Annotated in this window: 20 protein-coding genes and 1 riboswitch; of the genes, 9 read left to right on the forward strand and 11 right to left on the reverse strand. The window is 71.9% G+C overall.

Features of this window, described 5'->3' with window-relative positions:
* Nucleotides 1–338: 338 nt before the first annotated feature.
* Both ACZ61E_RS18660 and ACZ61E_RS18665 read right to left on the reverse strand, forming a co-directional pair.
* The gene (locus ACZ61E_RS18660) at nt 339–623 is read right to left on the reverse strand and encodes a DUF4031 domain-containing protein (protein ID WP_469700720.1); all 285 of its coding nucleotides are present in this window, start codon (nt 621–623) and stop codon (nt 339–341) included.
* A gap of 1 nt (nt 624) precedes the next feature.
* The gene (locus tag ACZ61E_RS18665; RefSeq protein ID WP_469700722.1) at nt 625–1,023 is read right to left on the reverse strand and encodes a hypothetical protein; all 399 of its coding nucleotides are present in this window, start codon (nt 1,021–1,023) and stop codon (nt 625–627) included.
* A gap of 125 nt (nt 1,024–1,148) precedes the next feature.
* Between ACZ61E_RS18665 and ACZ61E_RS18670 the strand changes: the two genes are divergently transcribed.
* The 3 genes from ACZ61E_RS18670 to ACZ61E_RS18680 all read left to right on the forward strand — a co-directional run bounded on the left by ACZ61E_RS18670 (nt 1,149) and on the right by ACZ61E_RS18680 (nt 3,998).
* A complete protein-coding gene (locus ACZ61E_RS18670; protein ID WP_469700723.1) occupies nt 1,149–2,066 on the forward strand; it encodes a MurR/RpiR family transcriptional regulator in 918 nt (305 codons plus the stop codon).
* A gap of 264 nt (nt 2,067–2,330) precedes the next feature.
* Nucleotides 2,331–3,326, forward strand: a complete 996-nt coding sequence (gene murQ / locus ACZ61E_RS18675; protein ID WP_469700724.1) for an N-acetylmuramic acid 6-phosphate etherase — start codon at nt 2,331–2,333, stop codon at nt 3,324–3,326.
* Between the two features lie 87 nt (nt 3,327–3,413).
* Entirely contained in the window at nt 3,414–3,998 is a 585-nt protein-coding gene (locus ACZ61E_RS18680) for a DUF7010 family protein (protein ID WP_469700726.1), read from the forward strand.
* Nucleotides 3,999–4,031: 33 nt separating this feature from the next.
* Here the strand turns inward: ACZ61E_RS18680 and ACZ61E_RS18685 are convergent, their stop codons facing one another.
* Entirely contained in the window at nt 4,032–4,637 is a 606-nt protein-coding gene (locus ACZ61E_RS18685; RefSeq protein ID WP_469700728.1) for a Uma2 family endonuclease, read from the reverse strand.
* A gap of 187 nt (nt 4,638–4,824) precedes the next feature.
* Nucleotides 4,825–5,799 carry an NHL repeat-containing protein gene (locus ACZ61E_RS18690; RefSeq protein WP_469700729.1) on the reverse strand — a complete coding sequence of 325 codons (975 nt, stop codon included), beginning with the start codon at nt 5,797–5,799 and terminating at the stop codon, nt 4,825–4,827.
* 136 nt (nt 5,800–5,935) lie between these two features.
* On the opposite strand from ACZ61E_RS18690, the gene ACZ61E_RS18695 reads away from it, so the two are divergent.
* Nucleotides 5,936–7,240: an erythromycin esterase family protein gene (locus ACZ61E_RS18695; protein ID WP_469700731.1), complete on the forward strand. Its 1,305-nt coding sequence runs from the start codon at nt 5,936–5,938 to the stop codon at nt 7,238–7,240.
* A 112-nt stretch (nt 7,241–7,352) separates the two neighbouring features.
* On the opposite strand, the gene groL is transcribed toward ACZ61E_RS18695, so the two are convergent.
* The 4 genes from groL to thrC form a co-directional block, all read right to left on the reverse strand.
* Nucleotides 7,353–8,978: a chaperonin GroEL gene (groL, locus tag ACZ61E_RS18700; protein WP_469700732.1), complete on the reverse strand. Its 1,626-nt coding sequence runs from the start codon at nt 8,976–8,978 to the stop codon at nt 7,353–7,355.
* A 332-nt stretch (nt 8,979–9,310) separates the two neighbouring features.
* Complete coding sequence (locus tag ACZ61E_RS18705) at nt 9,311–9,514, reverse strand: cold-shock protein (RefSeq protein ID WP_005315736.1); 204 nt, start codon at nt 9,512–9,514, stop codon at nt 9,311–9,313.
* Nucleotides 9,515–9,872: 358 nt separating this feature from the next.
* A complete protein-coding gene (locus tag ACZ61E_RS18710) occupies nt 9,873–10,148 on the reverse strand; it encodes a ubiquitin-like small modifier protein 1 (RefSeq protein WP_078076586.1) in 276 nt (91 codons plus the stop codon).
* 40 nt (nt 10,149–10,188) lie between these two features.
* Nucleotides 10,189–11,514 (reverse strand): threonine synthase, encoded by a 1,326-nt coding sequence (gene thrC, locus ACZ61E_RS18715; RefSeq protein ID WP_469700733.1) that lies wholly within the window; start codon nt 11,512–11,514, stop codon nt 10,189–10,191.
* Between the two features lie 16 nt (nt 11,515–11,530).
* Nucleotides 11,531–11,658: riboswitch (SAM riboswitch) on the reverse strand.
* 116 nt (nt 11,659–11,774) lie between these two features.
* Between thrC and ACZ61E_RS18720 the strand changes: the two genes are divergently transcribed.
* The 3 genes from ACZ61E_RS18720 to ACZ61E_RS18730 all read left to right on the forward strand — a co-directional run bounded on the left by ACZ61E_RS18720 (nt 11,775) and on the right by ACZ61E_RS18730 (nt 14,449).
* Nucleotides 11,775–12,716 (forward strand): glucosyl-3-phosphoglycerate synthase, encoded by a 942-nt coding sequence (locus ACZ61E_RS18720; RefSeq protein WP_469700734.1) that lies wholly within the window; start codon nt 11,775–11,777, stop codon nt 12,714–12,716.
* 126 nt (nt 12,717–12,842) lie between these two features.
* Nucleotides 12,843–12,965, forward strand: coding sequence for a hypothetical protein (locus ACZ61E_RS18725; RefSeq protein ID WP_469700736.1), 123 nt, complete (start codon nt 12,843–12,845; stop codon nt 12,963–12,965).
* 59 nt (nt 12,966–13,024) lie between these two features.
* Nucleotides 13,025–14,449, forward strand: coding sequence for an alpha,alpha-trehalose-phosphate synthase (UDP-forming) (locus tag ACZ61E_RS18730; RefSeq protein WP_469700737.1), 1,425 nt, complete (start codon nt 13,025–13,027; stop codon nt 14,447–14,449).
* A 489-nt stretch (nt 14,450–14,938) separates the two neighbouring features.
* Here ACZ61E_RS18730 and otsB read toward each other — a convergent pair whose 3' ends face one another.
* The 3 genes from otsB to ACZ61E_RS18745 all read right to left on the reverse strand — a co-directional run bounded on the left by otsB (nt 14,939) and on the right by ACZ61E_RS18745 (nt 17,484).
* The gene (gene otsB / locus ACZ61E_RS18735) at nt 14,939–15,781 is read right to left on the reverse strand and encodes a trehalose-phosphatase (protein WP_469700738.1); all 843 of its coding nucleotides are present in this window, start codon (nt 15,779–15,781) and stop codon (nt 14,939–14,941) included.
* A gap of 137 nt (nt 15,782–15,918) precedes the next feature.
* Nucleotides 15,919–16,236: a DUF3263 domain-containing protein gene (locus ACZ61E_RS18740; RefSeq protein WP_469700739.1), complete on the reverse strand. Its 318-nt coding sequence runs from the start codon at nt 16,234–16,236 to the stop codon at nt 15,919–15,921.
* Nucleotides 16,237–16,248: 12 nt separating this feature from the next.
* Entirely contained in the window at nt 16,249–17,484 is a 1,236-nt protein-coding gene (locus tag ACZ61E_RS18745) for an ABC transporter substrate-binding protein (protein WP_469700740.1), read from the reverse strand.
* Between the two features lie 281 nt (nt 17,485–17,765).
* On the opposite strand from ACZ61E_RS18745, the gene ACZ61E_RS18750 reads away from it, so the two are divergent.
* Complete coding sequence (locus ACZ61E_RS18750) at nt 17,766–18,698, forward strand: ROK family protein (RefSeq protein WP_469700741.1); 933 nt, start codon at nt 17,766–17,768, stop codon at nt 18,696–18,698.
* Nucleotides 18,698–19,894, forward strand: coding sequence for an N-acetylglucosamine-6-phosphate deacetylase (nagA, locus tag ACZ61E_RS18755; RefSeq protein WP_469700742.1), 1,197 nt, complete (start codon nt 18,698–18,700; stop codon nt 19,892–19,894). Before ACZ61E_RS18750 ends, nagA begins: the two co-directional genes overlap by 1 nt.
* Nucleotides 19,895–19,963: the final 69 nt, after the last annotated feature.

Genomic DNA, 19,963 nt, shown 5'->3' on the forward strand with positions numbered 1-19,963 from the left:
CACCGCGAGACACCCGGCGCGGCGACCCTCCCCCAAGGGTCACGGGACCCCGCTGCGTCGTAGACCGGCCGACCACGAACGGTACGAGACCGGTCATCCGCCTCGCGACACCCCACCGCCGGACGCCGCGGGCCCACCCGACGGCCTGACCCGCGTTGGGACGCGCCCGCGAAGTCCCGCCCGGCACCGCGAGACACCCGGCGCGGCGACCCTCCCCCAAGGGTCACGGGACCCCGCTGCGTCGTAGACCGGCCGACCACGAACGGTACGAGACCGGTCCTCCGCCTCGCGACACCCCACCGCCGGACGCCGCGGGCCCGCCCCGCGGGCGGACGGCGCTACTTCGCGGACACGCCCTGACCACGCCACCGCTTCCGCTGCCGCAGCCCCGCCCCCGTCAGCCTCCGTACCAGCTCGCGCGAGCCCACCTCCACCGCGCCCGCCCGGACGGCGTCCATGTAGCGGTGGGACGGTACGTCGTAGTGATCGCGCTCGAACGCCCGCGCCGGGCACCCGATCCCCGCCGCGAAGGCGTGCAGTTCCTCGTACGAGACGTCACTGACCAGATGCGACCAGAGCCGCCCGTGCCCCGGCCAGGTCGGCGGGTCGATGTAGACGGTCACGTCAGCCGGCCCCCAGCACCGCGCCCAGCGACCCGACCGGCGCCACCACCACGGCCGCCTTCCCGCACACCCAGTGCGGGTCCGCGCCCAGCTCAGGCTCCACCTCCAGCGCGTGCGGCCCGCCCTCCGCCGCCAGCTCCGTGCGGGACTCGCCGCAGACGGGACAGAGCGGCCAGCGGCCGTGCGTCTCCAGGAGGGCGTCCTGTACGTCCTGGGCGACCAGGCCGACGACGAACTCGATCCCCTCCGGCCACTGCTCCACCCACCACCGCCGGTGGGACACGGCGTCCTCCACCAGCGAGACGATCTCGGCCCGCGCGACGTCACCCGCCGCGAGATCGGCGAGGACCAGGGCGCGTGCGCTGTGCAGCGCCTGCTCCAGGGGGTTCATGTCTTCCATGCCCCCATTGTCGTACGCCCGGCGCTCCGCCCCGGCGAGCCGCGGGTCACCCGCCTCCCGGACGCGGCGCCGCCGACCCGGCCCGGCCCTTGACGCATCCTCCCGGCTGAAATTATCTTTCAGGTGTGACCAGTGACGTGAAGGAAATTTACAGCGGTGGCGCCCCTCCGGCCCCCGCCGCCCTCGCGGCCAAGGTGCGTACCCTCGCGCCCTCCATGACGCGCTCCATGCAGCGCGTCGCCGAAGCCGTGGCCGCCGACCCCGCGCGGACCGCCGCCCTCACCGTCACGGGTCTCGCCGAACTCACCGGTACGAGCGAGGCCACCGTCGTCAGGACCGCCCGCCTCCTCGGCTACCCCGGCTACCGCGATCTGCGTCTCGCCCTCGCCGGCCTCGCCGCCCACCAGGAGTCCGGCGCGGCCCCGGCGGTCACCGCCGACATCGCCGTCGACGACCCGATCGCCGATGTCGTCGCCAAGCTCGCGTACGACGAGCAGCAGACCCTCGCCGACACCGCCGCCGGGCTCGACACCGTGCAGCTCGGCGCGGTCGTCACCGCCGCGGCGAACGCGCGGCGTATCGACATATACGGCGTCGGCGCGAGCGGTCTCGTCGGTATGGACCTCGCGCAGAAGCTCCTGCGCATCGGTCTGATAGCCCACGCGCACAGCGATCCGCACCTCGCGGTCACCAACGCCGTCCAGCTCCGGCCGGGCGACGTGGCCATAGCGATCACACACTCGGGCTCCACCGGGGACGTCATCGAGCCGCTGCGCGTCGCCTTCGACCGGGGCGCGACGACGGTCGCGATCACGGGCCGTCCGGACGGCGCGGTGTCGCAGTACGCGGACCACGTCCTCACCACGTCCACGGCCCGCGAGAGCGAGCTGCGGCCGGCGGCGATGTCCAGCAGGACGAGTCAGCTCCTGGTCGTGGACTGTCTGTTCGTGGGGGTCGCCCAGCGGACGTACGAGAGGGCGGCACCCGCCCTCGCTGCGTCCTACGAGGCACTGGCCCACCGCCACTCGCCGCGCTCGCGCTGATCCGGACCCGTACCCAGCCGCCGGTCGCCGCGCCGGCGAACGCGCACCCGCCGATGACGGACCGCCGATCACCGACCCGCGACCGTACCCCGCGACCTCAGCCGCGACCGCGCACCGCGACCGCACAGCCGCGCGCCGCCGCACAGGCGCGCACCGCCCAACCGCCCAACCGCTCGACCGCTCGACCGCTCGACCGCTCGACCGCGTCACCAAAACGGGGCTTCCTCAGGTTTCTGCCAGCTCGCCAGAAAGAGCCGCTTCTCCATGACCTCCATGCCCACCGATGCCTCCTCGATGTCCGGCGCCGGTTCCGCCTCCAGCCCCGCCTACGGCGAACTCCGCGCCGAGCTCGCGACCCTCACCACCGAGGCGTTCCGCCCCGAACTCGCCGACATCGACCGCCGGTCGACCGAGGACATCGCCCGCGTGATGAACGGCGAGGACCAGACCGTCCCGGCCGCCGTCGCCGCTCAGCTCCCCCGTATCGCCGCCGCCATCGACGCCACCGCCGAACGGATGGCCCGTGGCGGCAGGCTGATCTACGCGGGCGCCGGCACGGCCGGCCGTCTCGGCATCCTGGACGCCAGTGAGTGCCCTCCCACCTTCAACACGGACCCCTCGGAGGTCGTCGGCCTCATCGCGGGCGGCCCCGGCGCGATGGTCAAGTCCGTGGAGGGCGCCGAGGACTCGAAGGAACTGGCGGCGGCGGACCTGGCCGAGCTGGGGGTCGGCCCGGACGACACCGTCGTCGGCATCTCGGCGTCCGGCCGCACACCGTACGCGGTGGGCGCGGTCGAGCACGCCCGCTCGCTCGGCGCGCTCACCGTCGGTCTGTCCTGCAACGCGGACAGTCCGCTCGCCGCCGCTGCCGAACACGGCCTGGAGATCGTGGTGGGCCCCGAACTGCTCACGGGCTCGACGCGGTTGAAGGCGGGGACGGCGCAGAAGCTGGTCCTCAACATGATCTCGACGATCACGATGATCCGGCTCGGCAAGACGTACGGAAACCTGATGGTCGACGTCCGCGCGTCCAACGAGAAGCTGCGGGCCCGCTCCCGCCGTATCGTCGCGCTCGCGACCGGCGCGGGGGACGAGGAGATCGAGGCGGCGCTCGCGGCGACCGACGGCGAGGTGAAGAACGCGATCCTCACCATCCTCGGCTCGGTCGACGGACCCACGGCGGCCGGTCTGCTCGCGGACTCGCACGGTCATCTGCGGGCGGCGCTCCAGGCGTCGAAGGGGACCTCGTCCGATTCGTAGGATCGTGACACCGCGCACGACCGAGCCCCACCCCGAACACCCCGCATCTTCCGCAGCCCCCGCACTCCCCGGTAAGGACGACCGCCCATGACCACCGCCCACCCCGCCGACGCCCCTGCGGCCCTGTCCCGCGCCGAAGTGCGCGGGCGCGCGACCGGCGCCGGTGTCATGGCCTTCTTCGGCCTCGGCTGGACGGCGTGCGGTGTCACGGACATGCCGGTGCCGGCGGGCCGGGCGGTGTTCGCCGCCGCCGTACTCGCCTCGCTCACCGTCGCGTTCCTGGCCTCCCGCAGGAGCCGCGCGGCGGCGGACGCCCCGGCGCACGGCGACCCGACGGCGGCCACCAGGAAGAAGACGGGCCTGCGCTTCGGGCTGGTGGTGCTGGCGGAGTGGGTGGCGATCTTCGCGATCGCCCGCGCGCTGGTCGTGACGGACCACACGGAGGCGATCCCGGCGTTCGTCGCGGCGGTCGTGGGCGTCCACTTCTTCCCGCTGGCCCGTCTGTTCGGCGTCCGCGCCTACCACCTCACGGGCGCGGCGATGTGCGCGTCCGCCCTGGCCGCGGCCGTACTGGCGCCACTGACCTCGACCACCGCCCTCTGGACGGCCCTTCCGGGCTTCGGCTCGGCGGCGGCGCTGTACGCGACCTGCGTACATCTGCTGCGGTCGTGACGCGCTCGCGGCGGGCCTGCGCGTGATCCGGCCTCAGACAGGGAAAGCGGCGGTCTCCAGCGTCGTCCCGAACGGCTGGGGCAGCACGATCGGCTTCCCGAACGCCACCTGCTCGGAGTGCTTGTACGTGCCGTCCTCGCTCGGCTCGCTGAAGAGCGTCACCACGGGACCGCGGGTGTCGAACCGGTCGATGAGCAGGTAGAGCGGAACCAGCGCGCGGGCGTAGGCCCGGTACTTCTTCGTCCGGTCGTCGCGGGCGTTGCCCTTGGAGGTGATCTCCACGATGAGCAGGGCTTCCGCGGCGTCCACCGGATCGTTGGTGTCCGCTCCGACAGCCTCGACGGCCTCGGACGGCATGATCACCAGATCCGGCACGTAGAGCTTGTCGAGGGGCGCGACATGTACACCGAGGGTCTGGTAGATCTCCAAGTCCTCGGACAGATTCCGGTAGAGCGTGCGCTGCACCCTGGCTGCGATGCCGTTGTGATGCGCATGCGGCGGCGGTACCAAGACGATCTGCCCTTCGTCGATCTCGGCGCGCCAGCCTTCGGGCACGTCCAGCTCACGCCATGTCTCCAGTAGGTACTCCCACGGGCGGAACTCAGATGACGGGTCGTTCTCGACCATCGCGGCGGTCATCGCGGGTCCCTTCTCTGCGGCCTGAGCTAGGCGAGCGTAGATCGACAGATGGACAGCCCTGCCGACTCTTCACCCAGCGTCCCACGAACGAGTGACGAACGCATCGACCTGCCGTTTCGCCCTCCCCGGACGCCCGGCCGGGAGGGAAGCCCGCCCGCCATGCCGGAGCGCTTCGGGAACGCACGCGTCAACGCAGCGGTACGGACACCGCGTTGTACGTCGTCTCCGGTGTCGGAGGTGTCGTGAAGCGGGCGTTGACCAGATAGAGCCGGTCGCCGAGGCGGGCCGCGGTCGTGGGGACGTCGAAGCGGGGGTCGGTGATGGAGCGGCGCAGCGTCGCGGTGCGGGCGCGGGGGTCGAGGTCGAAGACCGTGATGACGTTGAGGCGGTTCTGCACCACGTACAGCGTGCGGCCGACGCGGAGCAGTCCGTCGCCGTTGACGACCGACTCCGCGCCCCGCAGGGTGATGTTCGTGGCGTGCCCGGTCCTCGGATCGACGCGGAACAGCGTGCCCGCCGGGCTGTTGACCACGATCAGCGCGCGGCCGTCGGGGGTGGTCTCGATGCCGTTGGCGCTGATGGTGCCGGCCGGCCCCTGCTCCCAGTCGCCGCCGAGCGGGACCTCCCGGAGGTCGCGGCCGCCTGCGCCGTGGCCGCGCGGGACGGTGTAGATCACGGGGGCGTGCGAGTTGGTGAACCAGGCGCGGTCGCCGTACAGGATCACGTCGTTGACGAAACCGGCCGTCGTGGGCTGATACGTGGCGGTGAGCCGGTTCGTACGGGTGTCGAGCACCCGGATGGAGGCGCTCAGACCGCCCGAGACGTAGAGGAGCCCGTCGCGGTCGAGCTTCAGGCCGGTGGCCGCCGCGCCGGCCGCGCCCGCGAGGACGGTCCTGCCCTCACCGGTGCGCAGATCGGCGCGGCGGACGGAGCCGTCCGCGAGGGAGCCCATGTAGGCGTACGGGCCGGCGCCGATGGCGATGCCCTCGGGGCGGAAACCGTTGGGCAGCGCGAACTCGGCGGGCCACTGGGGGCGGCCGGGCCGGCCGGTGCGCGGCTGCGCCGTGGCCGTGCCCGCACCGAGCGCGAACGCCGTCGCGGCGACGCCGCCGAGCACAGCACGGCGGGAGGGGCGGGAGGAGCCGGGGGGAGTCAGGGGCATGGTGTCGGGCCTCCGGGGCTTCGGGGGTGCCTGGGGACAGGGACAACTCCGGTGCGCTATGCGCACGTAACGCGCCGCGCCCGCCACCGAGTTCCCGGTGCCGGGGGCGAACGGTCCCGGCTGTAGCCTCGGCGGCATGTCAGCGAATGATCGGGAGACCGTGTCCGCCGAGGTGACGGCATGGCTGTCGGAGAACGCCGTGCCCCTGAGCGGCGGTCTCACCGCCGGAGCGCCCACTACCGACCTCCAGCCGCTCAAGCGGGTGCTCGACGGCGTACGGATCGTGGGGCTGGGCGAGTCCACCCGCGGCACCCGTGAGTTCTTCCGGCTCAAGCACCGTCTGCTGGAGTACCTGGTCACCGAACTGGGTTTCACCGTCCTGGCCATGGAGGCGAGCGCGTCCGCCGGTCCGGCCGTCGACGCGTACGTGCGCGACGGTGTCGGCGACCCCGAACAGGTGCTGAGCGGGCTGGGGTTCTGGACCTGGCGGACCGAAGAGGTCCTGGCCGTGATCAAGTGGATGCGCGCGTACAACGACGGGCGGCCGGACGGGGAGAAGGTCCGCTTCACCGGTGTCGACCCGCAGCGGTCGGGGGATTCGCTCGCGGTGCTCGAAGCGTTCCTGACCAGCGTGGCACCGGAGCGGCTGCCCGCCCTGCACTCCGCGCTCGGGGTGCTCGCCACCGCGTATCCGGGCTCGCTCCCCGACCCGGAGCAGAAGCTGATGGGCGAGGCGACGAGGCTGCTGGAGTTCGTCCGCGGCTACGACGAGCCCGGCACCCCCGCCGGCGCCGTGGCGGTGCGGCACGCGCGCAATCTGGTCAGGGCCGCCGATCTGGTGACGCGCGGCACCCGGCACCCGGATCCGGAACGGACCGTCCAGGCCGCACGGGACCGGTACATGGCGGAGGCCGTCGAGGACGTCATGGACGCCGACCCGGCGGCCAAGGTGGTGCTCTGGGGCCACAACGGCCATGTCACGAAGGGCCTCAACCCCGGTGGCGGCCGGCCGCTGGGCCTGCGTCTGCGCGAGCGGTACGGCGACGCGTACTACGCCCTCGGGCTCCTCTTCGGCTCGGGGTCCTTCCGTGCCCACCGCATCTGGCCGGGCCCCTGGAGCGGCGTGGGCGGTCTGACGGGCCGTATCGCCGAGGGCAACCCCATCGGCCCCGCCCCCGCGGGCACCGTGGAGGCGCAACTCGCCGCGGCGACACCGCAGGACCACCTGCTGGACCTGCGCCCCGCGACGGCCGGGGACGCGCCGCGCGCCGTACGGGAGTGGGCCGGGGCCACGCACGGGACGCGTACCTTCGGCGCGCTGGTGACGCGCTGGTTCTACCGCCGGGACCTCAGCCCGGTCCGGCCGGCGGACGCGTACGACGGACTGGCCTACGTGGCGGTCTCGACGGATTCCCGGCCGATCCCGCGGCACCGCCCGTAGACCGGGGGCAGGGGCGGAGCGGCCCGAACGCCCCGAGGGCGGCACCCCCTTCACGGGAGTGCCGCCCTCGGTTCGTCGATCCGTGCGGGACAGCCGAACGGCCAGAGGCCGGTCAGAAGTCCATGTCACCGCCCGGCATGCCGCCCGGCGCGCCGCCGGCGGCGGCCTTCTCCGGCTTGTCGGCGATGACGGCCTCGGTGGTGAGGAACAGCGCGGCGATCGACGCCGCGTTCTGGAGCGCGGAGCGCGTGACCTTCGCCGGGTCGATGATGCCCTCGGCGATCATGTCCACGTACTCGCCGGACGCGGCGTTCAGGCCGTGACCGATCTTGAGGTTGCGGACCTTCTCGACGATGACGCCACCCTCAAGACCCGCGTTGACCGCGATCTGCTTGAGCGGGGCCTCCAGCGCGAGCTTGACGGCGGCGGCGCCCGTCGCCTCGTCGCCTTCGAGCTCCAGCTTCTCGAACACCGAGGAAGCCTGGAGCAGAGCCACGCCACCACCGGCGACGATGCCCTCCTCGACGGCGGCCTTGGCGTTGCGCACCGCGTCCTCGATGCGGTGCTTGCGCTCCTTGAGCTCGACCTCGGTCGCGGCACCGGCCTTGATGACGGCCACGCCGCCGGCCAGCTTCGCGAGGCGCTCCTGGAGCTTCTCGCGGTCGTAGTCCGAGTCGGAGTTCTCGATCTCGGCGCGGATCTGGTTCACGCGACCGGCGACCTGCTCGCTGTCACCGGCACCGTCGACGATGGTGGTCTCGTCCTTGGTGATGACGACCTTGCGGGCGCGGCCCAGCAGGTCGAGACCGGCGTTCTCCAGCTTGAGGCCGACCTCCTCGGAGATGACCGTGCCGCCCGTGAGGATGGCGATGTCGTTCAGCATCGCCTTGCGGCGGTCACCGAAGCCCGGGGCCTTGACGGCGACGGACTTGAAGGTGCCCTTGATCTTGTTCACGACGAGGGTGGAGAGCGCCTCGCCCTCGACGTCCTCGGCGATGATCAGCAGCGGCTTGCCCGACTGGATGACCTTCTCCAGGAGCGGCAGGACGTCCTTGACGCTGCCGATCTTGGAGTTGACGATCAGGATGTACGGGTCGTCGAGCGACGCCTCCATACGCTCCATGTCGGTGGCGAAGTACGCCGAGATGTAGCCCTTGTCGAAGCGCATGCCCTCGGTGAGCTCGAGCTCGAGACCGAAGGTCTGCGACTCCTCGACGGTGATGACGCCTTCCTTGCCGACCTTGTCCATCGCCTCGGCGATGAGCTCGCCGATCTGGGTGTCGGCGGCGGAGATGGAGGCCGTCGAAGCGATCTGCTCCTTGGTCTCCACGTCCTTGGCCTGCTCCAGAAGCGCACCGGAGACGGCCTCGATGGCCTTCTCGATACCGCGCTTGAGGGCCATCGGGTTGGCGCCGGCGGCCACGTTGCGCAGGCCCTCGCGGACCAGGGCCTGGGCCAGGACGGTCGCGGTGGTCGTACCGTCACCGGCGACGTCGTCCGTCTTCTTGGCGACTTCCTTGACCAGCTCGGCGCCGATCTTCTCGTACGGGTCCTCGAGCTCGATCTCCTTGGCGATGGAGACACCATCGTTGGTGATCGTGGGGGCGCCCCACTTCTTCTCGAGGACGACGTTTCGGCCCTTGGGGCCAAGGGTGACCTTGACGGCGTCGGCGAGCTGGTTCATCCCGCGCTCGAGACCGCGCCGTGCCTCCTCGTCGAACGCGATGATCTTGGCCATGTGAAGTGGTCCTCCCGGACAGGGGGTGGATTGCTCCGGACCGTGTCCGCGCCCGCGACGGACGGCCGAAGAGCCCTGCGGTTCCTTGCCCCACAGGCTCTCGGGCCTCGCTGACCCGGTCCATAAGTTGTCACTCTCACCTACAGAGTGCTAACGCCAATGATTAGCACTCGACCCCCGAGAGTGCAAGCGACTCCCGGGTGACCGCGGAGCCGCGCGGGACCCGCGCACGCCTCGCGCACACCCCGGCGCGCACGCACGAGGGGCCCGTATCCCCTGCCGGGATACGGGCCCCTCGTCCGTGAGTGCGTCGTTGGCCGATCGCGCCGGGATCAGACGGCGAGCTTGACCATGTCCGCCTGCGGACCCTTCTGGCCCTGCGAGATCTCGAACTCAACTCGCTGACCTTCTTCAAGGGTGCGGTAGCCGTCCATCTGGATCGCGCTGTAGTGGACGAAAACATCCGCACCACCGTCGACCGCGATGAAGCCGTAGCCCTTCTCCGCGTTGAACCACTTGACGGTGCCCTGAGCCATGCCCAACTCCCCTATTACTGGCCCCTGCGCGGGACCGCACTTCGCGCCGGAACGCGTCGACCGCGGCTGAATGTATCTGCCCAACTGCCCTCTGCAACAGGTCAATCGGACGAGAATTCTGGGCACGGCAGAACACGCAAAGGGGTGAATTGCCGGGCCACCAGGGCAAGTCGGGCCGGGCAAAGCGCAAGGAACCGCGCAAACAGCGTCCGCACTTCGACCGCATCTTGTCGCGAACTCATATGCTCGTGGCACAGGCGGCGGCGGGGCTACCCCAACTGTACCGCGTTCAACCTCATGGAATTGCCCCCTCCGTTTCTCTCGCGGAGGGGGCAACACCGTTCACCGTGCGTGCCGTTCAGCCGCCGGCGACCGCCGGGATGATCGAGATCCCGGCACCGTCCGGGGTGGCGGTCTCCAGGCCCTGCTCGAAGCGGACGTCGTCGTCGTTCACGTACACGTTGACGAAGCGCCGGAGCTTGCCCTGGTCGTCCAGGACGCGGGCGGCGATGCCCGGGTGGTTGGTCTCCAGGGACTCGATGACCTGGGAGAGGGTCGTGCCCTCGGCCGGGACCTCGGCCTTCCCGCCGGTGTAGGTACGGAGGATGGTGGGGATGCGGACGTTCACGCTCATCGGTTTCTGCCTTCCGGGAAGGAGCGGGTTGGTGAGGTGCTCAACGCGCCAGACCGGCCGCGCGGAACGCGTCGAGGCTCGGCGGGATCGTCGCGGTCGGCCCCGTCGTCGGCGCGACGGCGTCCAGCGTCTTGAGCCCGTCCCCGGTGTTCAGCACGACCGTGGTGAGCGCCGGGTCGAGCAGACCCGCCTCGATGAGCTTGCGCGTCACGCCCACGGTCACCCCGCCCGCCGTCTCGGCGAAGATCCCCTCGGTCCGTGCGAGCAGCTTGATCGCGTCGACGACCTGCTCGTCGTCCACGTCCTCCACGGCGCCGCCGGTGCGGCGGGCGATGTCCAGCACGTACGGGCCGTCGGCCGGGTTGCCGATCGCCAGTGACTTGGCGATCGTGTCGGGCTTCTGCGGCCGTACGACGTCGTGGCCGGCCTTGAAGGCGACGGAGACCGGCGAGCAGCCCTCGGCCTGCGCGCCGAAGATCTTGTACGGCTTCTCCTCGACCAGGCCGAGCGCGATCAGCTCCTTGAGCCCCTTGTCGATCTTCGTCAGCTGCGAGCCGGACGCGACGGGGACGACGAGCTGGTCGGGCAGCACCCAGCCGAGCTGCTCGCAGATCTCGTAGGCGAGGGTCTTGGAGCCCTCGCCGTAGTACGGGCGGAGGTTGACGTTGACGAAGCCCCAGCCCTCGCCGAGCGGGTCGCCGATGAGCTCCGAGCAGAAGCGGTTGACGTCGTCGTAGTTGCCCTCGATGCCGACGAGTTCGCCGCCGTAGATCGCGGCCATGACGACCTTGCCCTGCTCCAGGTCGTGCGGGATGAACACGCAGGAACGGAAGCCGGCGCGGGCCGCGGCGGCGCCGACGGCGCCCGCGAGATTGCCGGTGGAGGAGCAGGAGAGCGTGGTGAAGCCGAAGGCGCGCGCCGCCTCGACGGCGATGGCGACGACGCGGTCCTTGAAGGAGTGCGTCGGGTTGCCGGAGTCGTCCTTCACGTACAGGGCGCCGGTGACGCCCAGCTCACGGGCGAGGTTGTCGGCCTTGACGAGCTTGGTGAAGCCGGGGTTGATGTTGGGCTTCGACGCGACGTCGGCGGGGACGGGCAGCAGCGGGGCGTAGCGCCAGATGTTGTCGGGACCGGCGGCGATGCGCCGCTTCAGCTCGTCCGGGTCGCCCGTCGGCAGGTCGTAGGCCACTTCGAGGGGGCCGAAACAGCTCTGACAGGCGAAGATCGGGCCGAGTGCGAAGCGTTCCCCGCATTCGCGGCACGAGAGGGCGGCGGCGGGTCCGAGGTCCACGGTGCCGGCGTCGGATGCTGCTGATCCGGTGGCAGTGGTGGTGTCGTTGGTGTCGGAGACGGTCTGCACAGCCATGAAGGCGAGGGCCCTTTCCTCATCTTCCTCGCGACGCATCTCGCCGCGAGACGGAATTGGCACCTTCCCCACCGTGACCTCGCGGTCGGCGGGAGGGTTGCCGGGGCTTCAACGGGCCGTTCCCTCTGCCCCTCTGGATGAGCGGTATTCGATTGTCAGCCTGATGACCCCGACGTGCGACGGTCATCCGCGTTGTTCAAGACTGTAACCGAACCCCTGGACGGTTGAAGGTCTCGTCCGATCCGCGAGATGGAGATCACGTGCTGGAAGAGGTGGAGCGCTGGCTGGCCCGGCGGTCCTGGTCCGCGGCGGACCGGCCGCCCGGCGTGCTGGCCGCGGCGAAGCAGGGTACGCAGGTCAGCGTGGTGCTCCCGGCCCTGAACGAGGCGGCGACGGTCGGCCGGATCGTGTCGGTGATCCGGCGCGAACTGATGTCGGGCCCGGCGCCCCTCGTCGACGAGCTGGTGGTGATCGACTCGGGTTCGACCGACCGTACGGGGGAGGTCGCGGCGGCGGCCGGGGCACGGGTGGTGCACCGGGACGACATCCTGCCGAGGCTGCCGGCCGTGCCGGGCAAGGGCGAGGTGCTGTGGCGCTCGCTGCTGGTGACGAGCGGCGACATCGTCTGTTTCGTGGACGCGGACCTGAGGGACTTCTCGGCGGATTTCGTGTCGGGGATCGTGGGGCCGCTGCTGACCGAGCCGGACGTGCTGTTCGTGAAGGCGATGTACGACCGCCCGCTGGGCGGCGAGCCGGGGCAGGGCGGGCGGGTGACGGAGCTGGTGGCGCGTCCGCTGCTGAATCTGCACTGGCCGCTGCTGGCGGGCTTCGTGCAGCCGCTGGGCGGCGAGTACGCGGTACGGCGCTCGCTGCTGGAGCGGCTGCCGTTCCCGGTCGGTTACGGGGTGGAGCTGGGGCTGCTCGTGGACGCGCTGCACACGGTGGGGCTGGACGCGCTGGGCCAGGTCGACGTCGGGGTGCGCAGACACCGCCACCAGGACGGGCGGGCGCTGGGGCGGATGGCGGCGGCGATCTACCGGACGGCGCAGGTGCGGCTGTCGCGGGGGCATCTGGTGCGGCCGGTGCTGACGCAGTTCGAGCGGGGCGGGGGCGGCTTCGAGCCGCGTACGCACGCGGTGGACACCGAGGAGCGGCCGCCGATGCGGGAGATCGCGGAGTACGCGGAGCGGCGCGCGGCGTAGGGGCGCCGGGGGGGGCGGGCCGCGCCGGGCGGGCCGTGAGGGGGTCGCCGGGTGCGGCCGGACGGCGTCGGGAGTCGCCGCGTGGCACCACCGGTCCGTTCGTATGATTTGCGTATATTGCCCGGTATGGCGATGACTGCGGTGACCCTGACCACGGAACAGCTCTGGCTGCTGGGCGGCGTGGCCCTGGCCCTCGTCGCCGCGGGGGTGGTGGCGCTCGCGGCGGGCCGGGGCCGCGGACGTGGCTGATCCTCGCCGACCTGAATCCGTACGTTTGAGCGTTTGTGCCACGGGCTAGATTTCGGCACATGGTCTCCGAGCACGCCGCCCAGGTTCTCGTCGCGTCCAATCGCGGCCCCGTCTCGTACACACTCGGCGAGGACGGCGAGCTGACCTCCGGGCGCGGCGGCGGCGGGCTCGTCTCGGGCCTCTCCGCCATCGGACCCGACTCGAACGCGGTGTGGGTCTGCGCGGCCCTCGGCGACGGCGACCGCGAGGCCGTACGGCGCACCGGCGGCCGGCTGGACACCGCCGACACGGGCGGCCAGCGGGTGAGGATGCTCGGCATCCCGCCGGAGACCTACGCGGACGCGTACAACGGCGTCGCCAACTCCACGCTCTGGTTCGTCCACCACCTGCTCTACCAGACACCGCTGGAGCCGGCCTTCGGCTCGGACTTCCGGGCGCGGTGGGCCTCCTACGAGGCGTACAACCGCGCGTTCGCGGAGGCCCTGGCCGACGAGGCGGGCGACGGCGCTGCCGTCCTGATCCAGGACTACCACCTGGCCCTGGTGCCCGGCATGCTCCGGGCGCTCCGGCCCGATCTGCGGATCGGGCACTTCTCGCACACCCCGTGGGCCCCCGTCGACTACTTCCGGCTGCTCCCCGACGACATCGCGCGCCAGCTGCTGCGCGGCATCCTCGGCGCCGACCGGGCCGCGTTCCTGACCCACCGCTGGGCCGACGCCTTCACCGCGTGCTGCGAGGAGCTGCTGGGCGGGACGGGGAAGACCCGGATCGGCGTGCACGGCCTGGGCGCCGACGCGGACTTCCTGCGGGAGCGGGCGAGCCGCCCCGACGTCGACGAGCGGCTGGCCGAGCTGAGGGAGCAGATCGGTGTCTCGGACGGGGCCCCGCGCAAGGCGATCGTGCGGGTGGACCGTACGGAGCTGTCGAAGAACATCGTGCGCGGGATGCTCGCCTACCGGCAGCTGCTGACGGACCGTCCGGAGTGGCGCGGGCGGGTCACGCACGTGGCGTTCGCCTACCCGTCCCGGCAGGACCTGGCCGTCTACCGCGACTACACGGCCCGGGTGCAGGAGGTGGCCGACGAGATCAACTCCGCCTACGGCACGCCCGACTGGACCCCGGTGGTGCTGCACGTCAAGGACGACTTCGCACGCTCGCTCGCCGCGTACCGCCTCGCGGACGTGGCGCTGGTCAACCCGATCCGCGACGGGATGAACCTGGTCGCGAAGGAGATCCCGGTCGTCTCGGAAGAGGGCTGCGCTCTGGTGCTGTCCCGCGAGGCGGGCGCGTACGAGGAGCTGGGCGACGACGCGCTGGTGGTGAACCCGTACGACGTCGCGGCCACGGCGGCGGCCCTGCACGAGGCCCTGTCCATGGACGGCGACGACCGCGCGGCCCGTACGAAACGCCTGGCCGCCGCCGCGACGGCGCTGCCCCCGCAGCGCTGGTTCCTGGACCAGCTGGAGGCGCTGCGGAACGGCTGAGCGGCCACCGGGCCGGTGGTCCTTGAGCAGTACGCCGTGGACGGGGCCGCCCGCCCGCCCCTGCACGATCGGGGGGTGGGTCCGCGCCGCCTCGCCGTCCACGACGTCCGGCGGCGGACGCCGGCCGGTGGCGGCGTGCCGCTCCCTGGCGGGCAGGGGTTTCTCACCGGTCACCCGGCCGGTGTCGAGGCCGCACACGTGGATGCCACGCCCGGCGAGCGCGGCGGCGCCGGCGCGGGTGAGCATGTTGAGGACCGCCGCGCGCGAGCGGCGCACCCGGTGTCGCCCCGGTCTCGGCCCGGCGCCCGAGGTCTGGACCTCTGTGCTATGGGCTGTCCCGTAATCCCCGGCGGGCGCGCGACGACGGCTACGGCTCCTCGCCGCGTTGTCGGATCGCCCGAATACGCCCAGTACGAGGACGACCCTCCGCCTTGCGACGCACCGCATCCGACGCCGCACACCGATCCACCGGGGATGACGGGACAGCCCTTAGAGGCGGGCGGCCACCGCCGCGAGGAAGCCGGTCAGCGCCCCCGGGCCCGGCAGCACCAGGTCGGCCTTCGCGGCGAGTTCGGGGACCTCGCCCGTGCCGCTGCACAGCAGCAGACCCGGATGGCCGTCGCGGCGCAGGGCCTCGACCGCCGCGTAGGCCGGGAGGTCCCCCAGGTCGTCGCCGCCGTAGACGACCGTCTCGGCGCCGATCTCGTCGACGTACTCGCGCAGGGCCACGCCCTTGTCCACGCCGGGCGGGCGCAGTTCCAGGACGAGGCGGCCCGGTTCGAGCAGCAGGCCGTGCCGGGCCGCCAGGTCGGCGAGCGGTTCGCGCAGGGCGTCGAAGGCGCCCTGCGGGTCCGTGGCCCGGCGGGTGTGGACCGCGACCGCCTGGCCCTTCTCCTCGATCCACGTACCGCGCCAGGAGTCGAACCGGTCGAGGAGCGAGGGGAGTTCGGCGCGCACGGCGGCGACGCCGGGATGCGGCTCCGGGGTCCGTACGGACCCGCCGGCCGCGTCCCAGCGTTCGGCGCCGTAGTGACCGAGGACGACGAGGTGTTCGAGGCCGGGCACCTGGGCGAAGCCGCCGTACCGTACGGCGACGTCGGCCGGGCGGCCGGTGATCACCGCGACGGACGCCAGGTGCGGGGCGAGGGCGACGAGCGCGGGGACCGCTCCGGGGTGGGCGCGGGCCTGTTCGGGGTCCGGGACTATGTCGGCGAGAGTGCCGTCGAAGTCGAGCGCGACGACGGCCTTGCCGGGCCGCGCGAGCAGCGCGGCCAGCCCTTCGGCGCCGGCGGGGGTGACGGGGGTCGGCAGGGGGTGCGAGTGGCTGCCCATGCTCCGACCCTATCCGCGAGCGTGTCCCGCCGGGGCGGTGGCGGAGGTTCGTTTCAGCCGGGTCCGTCCGGTGGCCGGCTCGTCCTCGTACGCCGGACGGGCTCGGTGGTGCCCGCCCCCGCCGGCCGTTCCCGTGTTCAGCGGCTCGCGCGGCGGGCGTCCCTGACGCGGCGCAGGCGGTTGACCGTCACCGGGTCGTGGACCAGGGCCAGCGGGTCGTCGATGAGCACGCCCAGCAGCTGGTAGTAGCGGGTGGGCGAGATGCCGAGCCGCTCCCTGATGACGCGTTCCTTCGCGCCGGGGCCCGGCCAGGAGCGCTTCTCCACGGCGAGGACGGCGCGGTCCCGCTCGGTCAGCTCCGACCGGCCGGCGCGACCGGGGCCCGCGTGGTCGCGGTCCTGGTGCGGCGCCTGCCCGGTCTCGGGCTCGGGTATCGGTGCGGCGGTGGCGGTCATAGGGCTGCCACGCTACTCGGCGTTCTCCGCCGTCGTCGCGTCGCGGCCGATCCTCGCCAGGATCTCCGAGGGCACCGCGCCGGGCTGCACCGTCTTGCCGATGTTCTTCTTGATGTCGTCGCTGACACCCGCCCACGACGTCTTGCCGAACGGGTACAGCTCGGCGGTGGGCAGCGCCTCCAGGAACTTCCGCAGGTCCTTGTGCTCGTCGTCCGCCACCATCGTCTCGGAGGCGCTGTAGGTGACGGGCAGGAGGTCGTACTGTCCGACGAAGTCCATGACGTTCTCGTCCTCGAAGGCGAAGTCGAGGAACCTTCCCGCCTGTTCACGGTGGCCGGCCTGCTTGAACGCCATGATCCAGTCGGCCACACCCATCGTGGCCTCGGACTTGCCGTCGATGCCGGGCAGCGGCACCATCCCCACGTCGACACCGGCCTTCTCGGCCTCCTGCATCATCGTCGGGTGCCCGTTGAGCATGCCGACCTCGCCGTCGGCGAACGCCTTGAAGGCGTCGGCGCGGTCCAGTTCACCGGGCGGTACGGAGCCGGTGAGGCCCTCGCCGACCAGCTCCTTCTGAAGCCATTCGAAGGTCCTGACGTTCGTCTCGGAGTCGACGGCGTACGAGCCGTCGGTCGCGTCCGTGTAGCCGCCGCCCCCGCTGAGCATCCACATCATGGTCTCCGCCTGCGCCTCCTCGGGCCCGAGCGGCAGGGCGAACGGGGTCGGTACGTCCTGCGCCTTGAGCGCCTCTGCGTCCGCCCTGATGTCGTCCCAGTTCCGCGGCGCGGAGAGACCGGCCGCCGCGAAGAGGCCCTTGTTGTAGAAGAGGAGCCGGGTGCTGGCGACGAACGGCATTCCGTACTGGGTCTGGTCGACCTTTCCGGCGTCGGCGAAGCGGGAGAGGAAGTTCGCCTGGGTGGGAATGGAGAGCAACTCGTCCGCGCTGTACAGCTCTTCCTTCTTCACGTAGTCGGCGTACGCGCCGATCTGCGCGATGTCGGGCGCCTCGCCGTCCCTGACCATCTTCGCCACGTCGGCGTCCACGGTCTTCCAGGAACGTATGTCGACGTCGACCTTGATACCCGGGTTCTTGGACTCGAACTCGTCGGCCAGGCTGTTCCAGTACTTCTCCGAGCTGTTGGCGGCGCTGTTGCCGTAGTCCGCCGCCACCACTCTCAGGGTGACGTCACCGGAACCGCCGGAGCTGCCGCAGCCGCTCAGCGCCATCGTCATGCCCAGTGCGGCCATCGCCGCGGAAGCCCTAAGGAAGCGCTGCTGCACAGCTCTTTTCCCACCCTTGTATTCACTCGGCCGTCTTTACGGCGTTCGTTGTCCCAGTCGGTCCCCCGCGACGTCCTGCGTTGACGATGGGCGATTTTTCCCCATGCACCGCCGGAGGTCTACACCAGCCCCGTATCGCTTCGGCAACTTCCCTGGCCCGTCAGGTTTGGCGAAGGCTTTGTATGCACTGGCAACAATCCCGCACAGTGGACTAGACCTGTCTTGGGTTTTCGCGCGAGAATGCGTCTGTGAGACACGTCATCGCCCTGGATGTGGGCGGCACCGGTATGAAGGCCGCCCTGGTCGGGACGGACGGCGCGCTGCTGTACGAAGCACGCCGCGCGACCGACAGGGAGCGTGGCCCCGACGCCATCGTCGAGACGATCCTCGGCTTCGCGGCGGATCTGCGCGCGTACGGGGTCGAGCACTTGGGCGAGAGCGCCGTCGCCGCCGGAGTGGCGGTACCGGGCATAGTCGACGCCGAGCGCGGGATCGCGCTGTACGCGGCGAACCTCGGCTGGCGCGATCTGCCGCTGCGCGACCTGCTGGCGGCCCGGCTGGGCGGCGTACCCGTCGCGCTCGGGCACGACGTACGCACCGGCGGGCTCGCCGAGGGGCGGATCGGCGCGGGCCGGGGCTCGGACCGGTTCTTCTTCGTCCCCCTCGGCACCGGCATCGCCGGCGCCATCGGCATCGAAGGGGCCATAGAGGCGGGCGCGCACGGCTACGCGGGCGAGATCGGGCACGTGGTGGTCCGGCCCGACGGGCCCGTGTGCGGCTGCGGGCAGACCGGCTGCATGGAGACGCTCGCGTCGGCCGCGGCCGTGACCCGGGCGTGGGCGGCGGCCGGCGGCGATCCGGAGGCCGACGCCGCCGACTGCGCGAAGGCCGTGGCGTCCGGCGATCCGAGGGCCGTGGCGGTCTGGGCGGACGCCGTCGACGCGCTCGCGGCGGGGCTGGTCACCGCGCTCACCCTGCTCGACCCCCGGCGGCTGATCATCGGTGGCGGTCTCGCCGAGGCCGGGGAAACGTTGTTCACACCCCTGCGGGCCGCGGTCGAGGAGCGGGTCACGTTCCAGAAGCTGCCCGAGATCGTCCCGGCGGCCCTCGGGGACACCGCCGGTTGCCTGGGCGCGGGGCTGCTCGCCTGGGATCTTCTCTCGACGGAGGTATCCGCCTGATGGCCGCACGCGCCGAAAGCACTGTTCTCGCCGGGGCCCGGGTGGTGCTGCCGACCGGGATCGTGGAGAACGGACGGGTGAGCGTCGAGGGCGGACGTATCACCGGGGCCGGGCCGGCCGCCGCCGCGGGGGACCCCGCCGGATCCCCCGGTGCCGTCGCCCCCGGGGCGCTCGACCTGACCGGCCACTGGGTGGTGCCCGGCTTCGTGGACATGCACAACCACGGCGGCGGCGGCGCGTCCTTCATGTCGGGCTGTGCGGACGATGTCCTCAAGGGCGTCCGTACGCACCAGGAGCACGGCACCACCACACTCGTCGCCTCCACCGTCACCGGCGAGATGGACTTCCTCGCACAGCGCGCCGGGTTCCTCTCCGAACTCGTCGAGCAGGGCGACCTCGCCGGCATCCACTTCGAGGGCCCGTTCATCTCGCCCTGCCGCAAGGGCGCGCACAGCGAGGGGCTGCTGCGCGACCCGGACCCGGCCGAGGTGCGCAAGCTCCTCGACGCCGCCCGCGGCACGGCCAGGATGGTGACCCTGGCGACCGAACTGCCGGGCGGCATCGACTCCGTACGGCTGCTGGTCGAGCACGGCGTGATCGCGGCGATCGGGCACACGGACGCGAGTTACGAGCAGACCGTCGAGGCCGTCGACGCGGGCGCGACGGTCGCCACGCACCTGTTCAACGCGATGCCGCCGCTCGGCCACCGGGCGCCGGGGCCGATCGCCGCGCTGCTCGAGGACGAGCGGATCACCGTTGAGCTGATCAACGACGGCACGCATCTGCATCCGGCGGCGCTGGAGCTGGCGTTCCACCGGGCGGGCGCGGGCCGGGTCGCGTTCATCACGGACGCGATGGACGCGGCCGGTTTCGGTGACGGCGTCTACCAGCTCGGGCCGCTGGAGGTGGAGGTCAGGGACGGTGTCGCACGGCTCGCCGTGGGCGGTTCGATCGCCGGCTCGACCCTGACCCTGGACACGGCGTTCAGGCGCGCGGCGACGATCGACCGGCTGCCGGTCACCGACATCGTGCGGGCGATCTCCGCCAACCCGGCGAAGCTGCTGGGCGTGGACGACCGGGTGGGCTCGCTGGAGGCGGGCAAGGACGCCGACCTGGTGATCCTCGACGCGGACTTCGCGATCGCGGGTGTGCTGCGCAAGGGCGAGTGGGTGGTCAAGCCCGGACCGGGGCGGTAGCTCCGGCGGGTGCCGTGCCGGGCGGCCGGAGGTCATCCGTTCCGCTCCCCCCGCTGGGACGCCCGCCCC

It is taken from the genome of Streptomyces sp. NPDC104581, assembly GCF_055583685.1.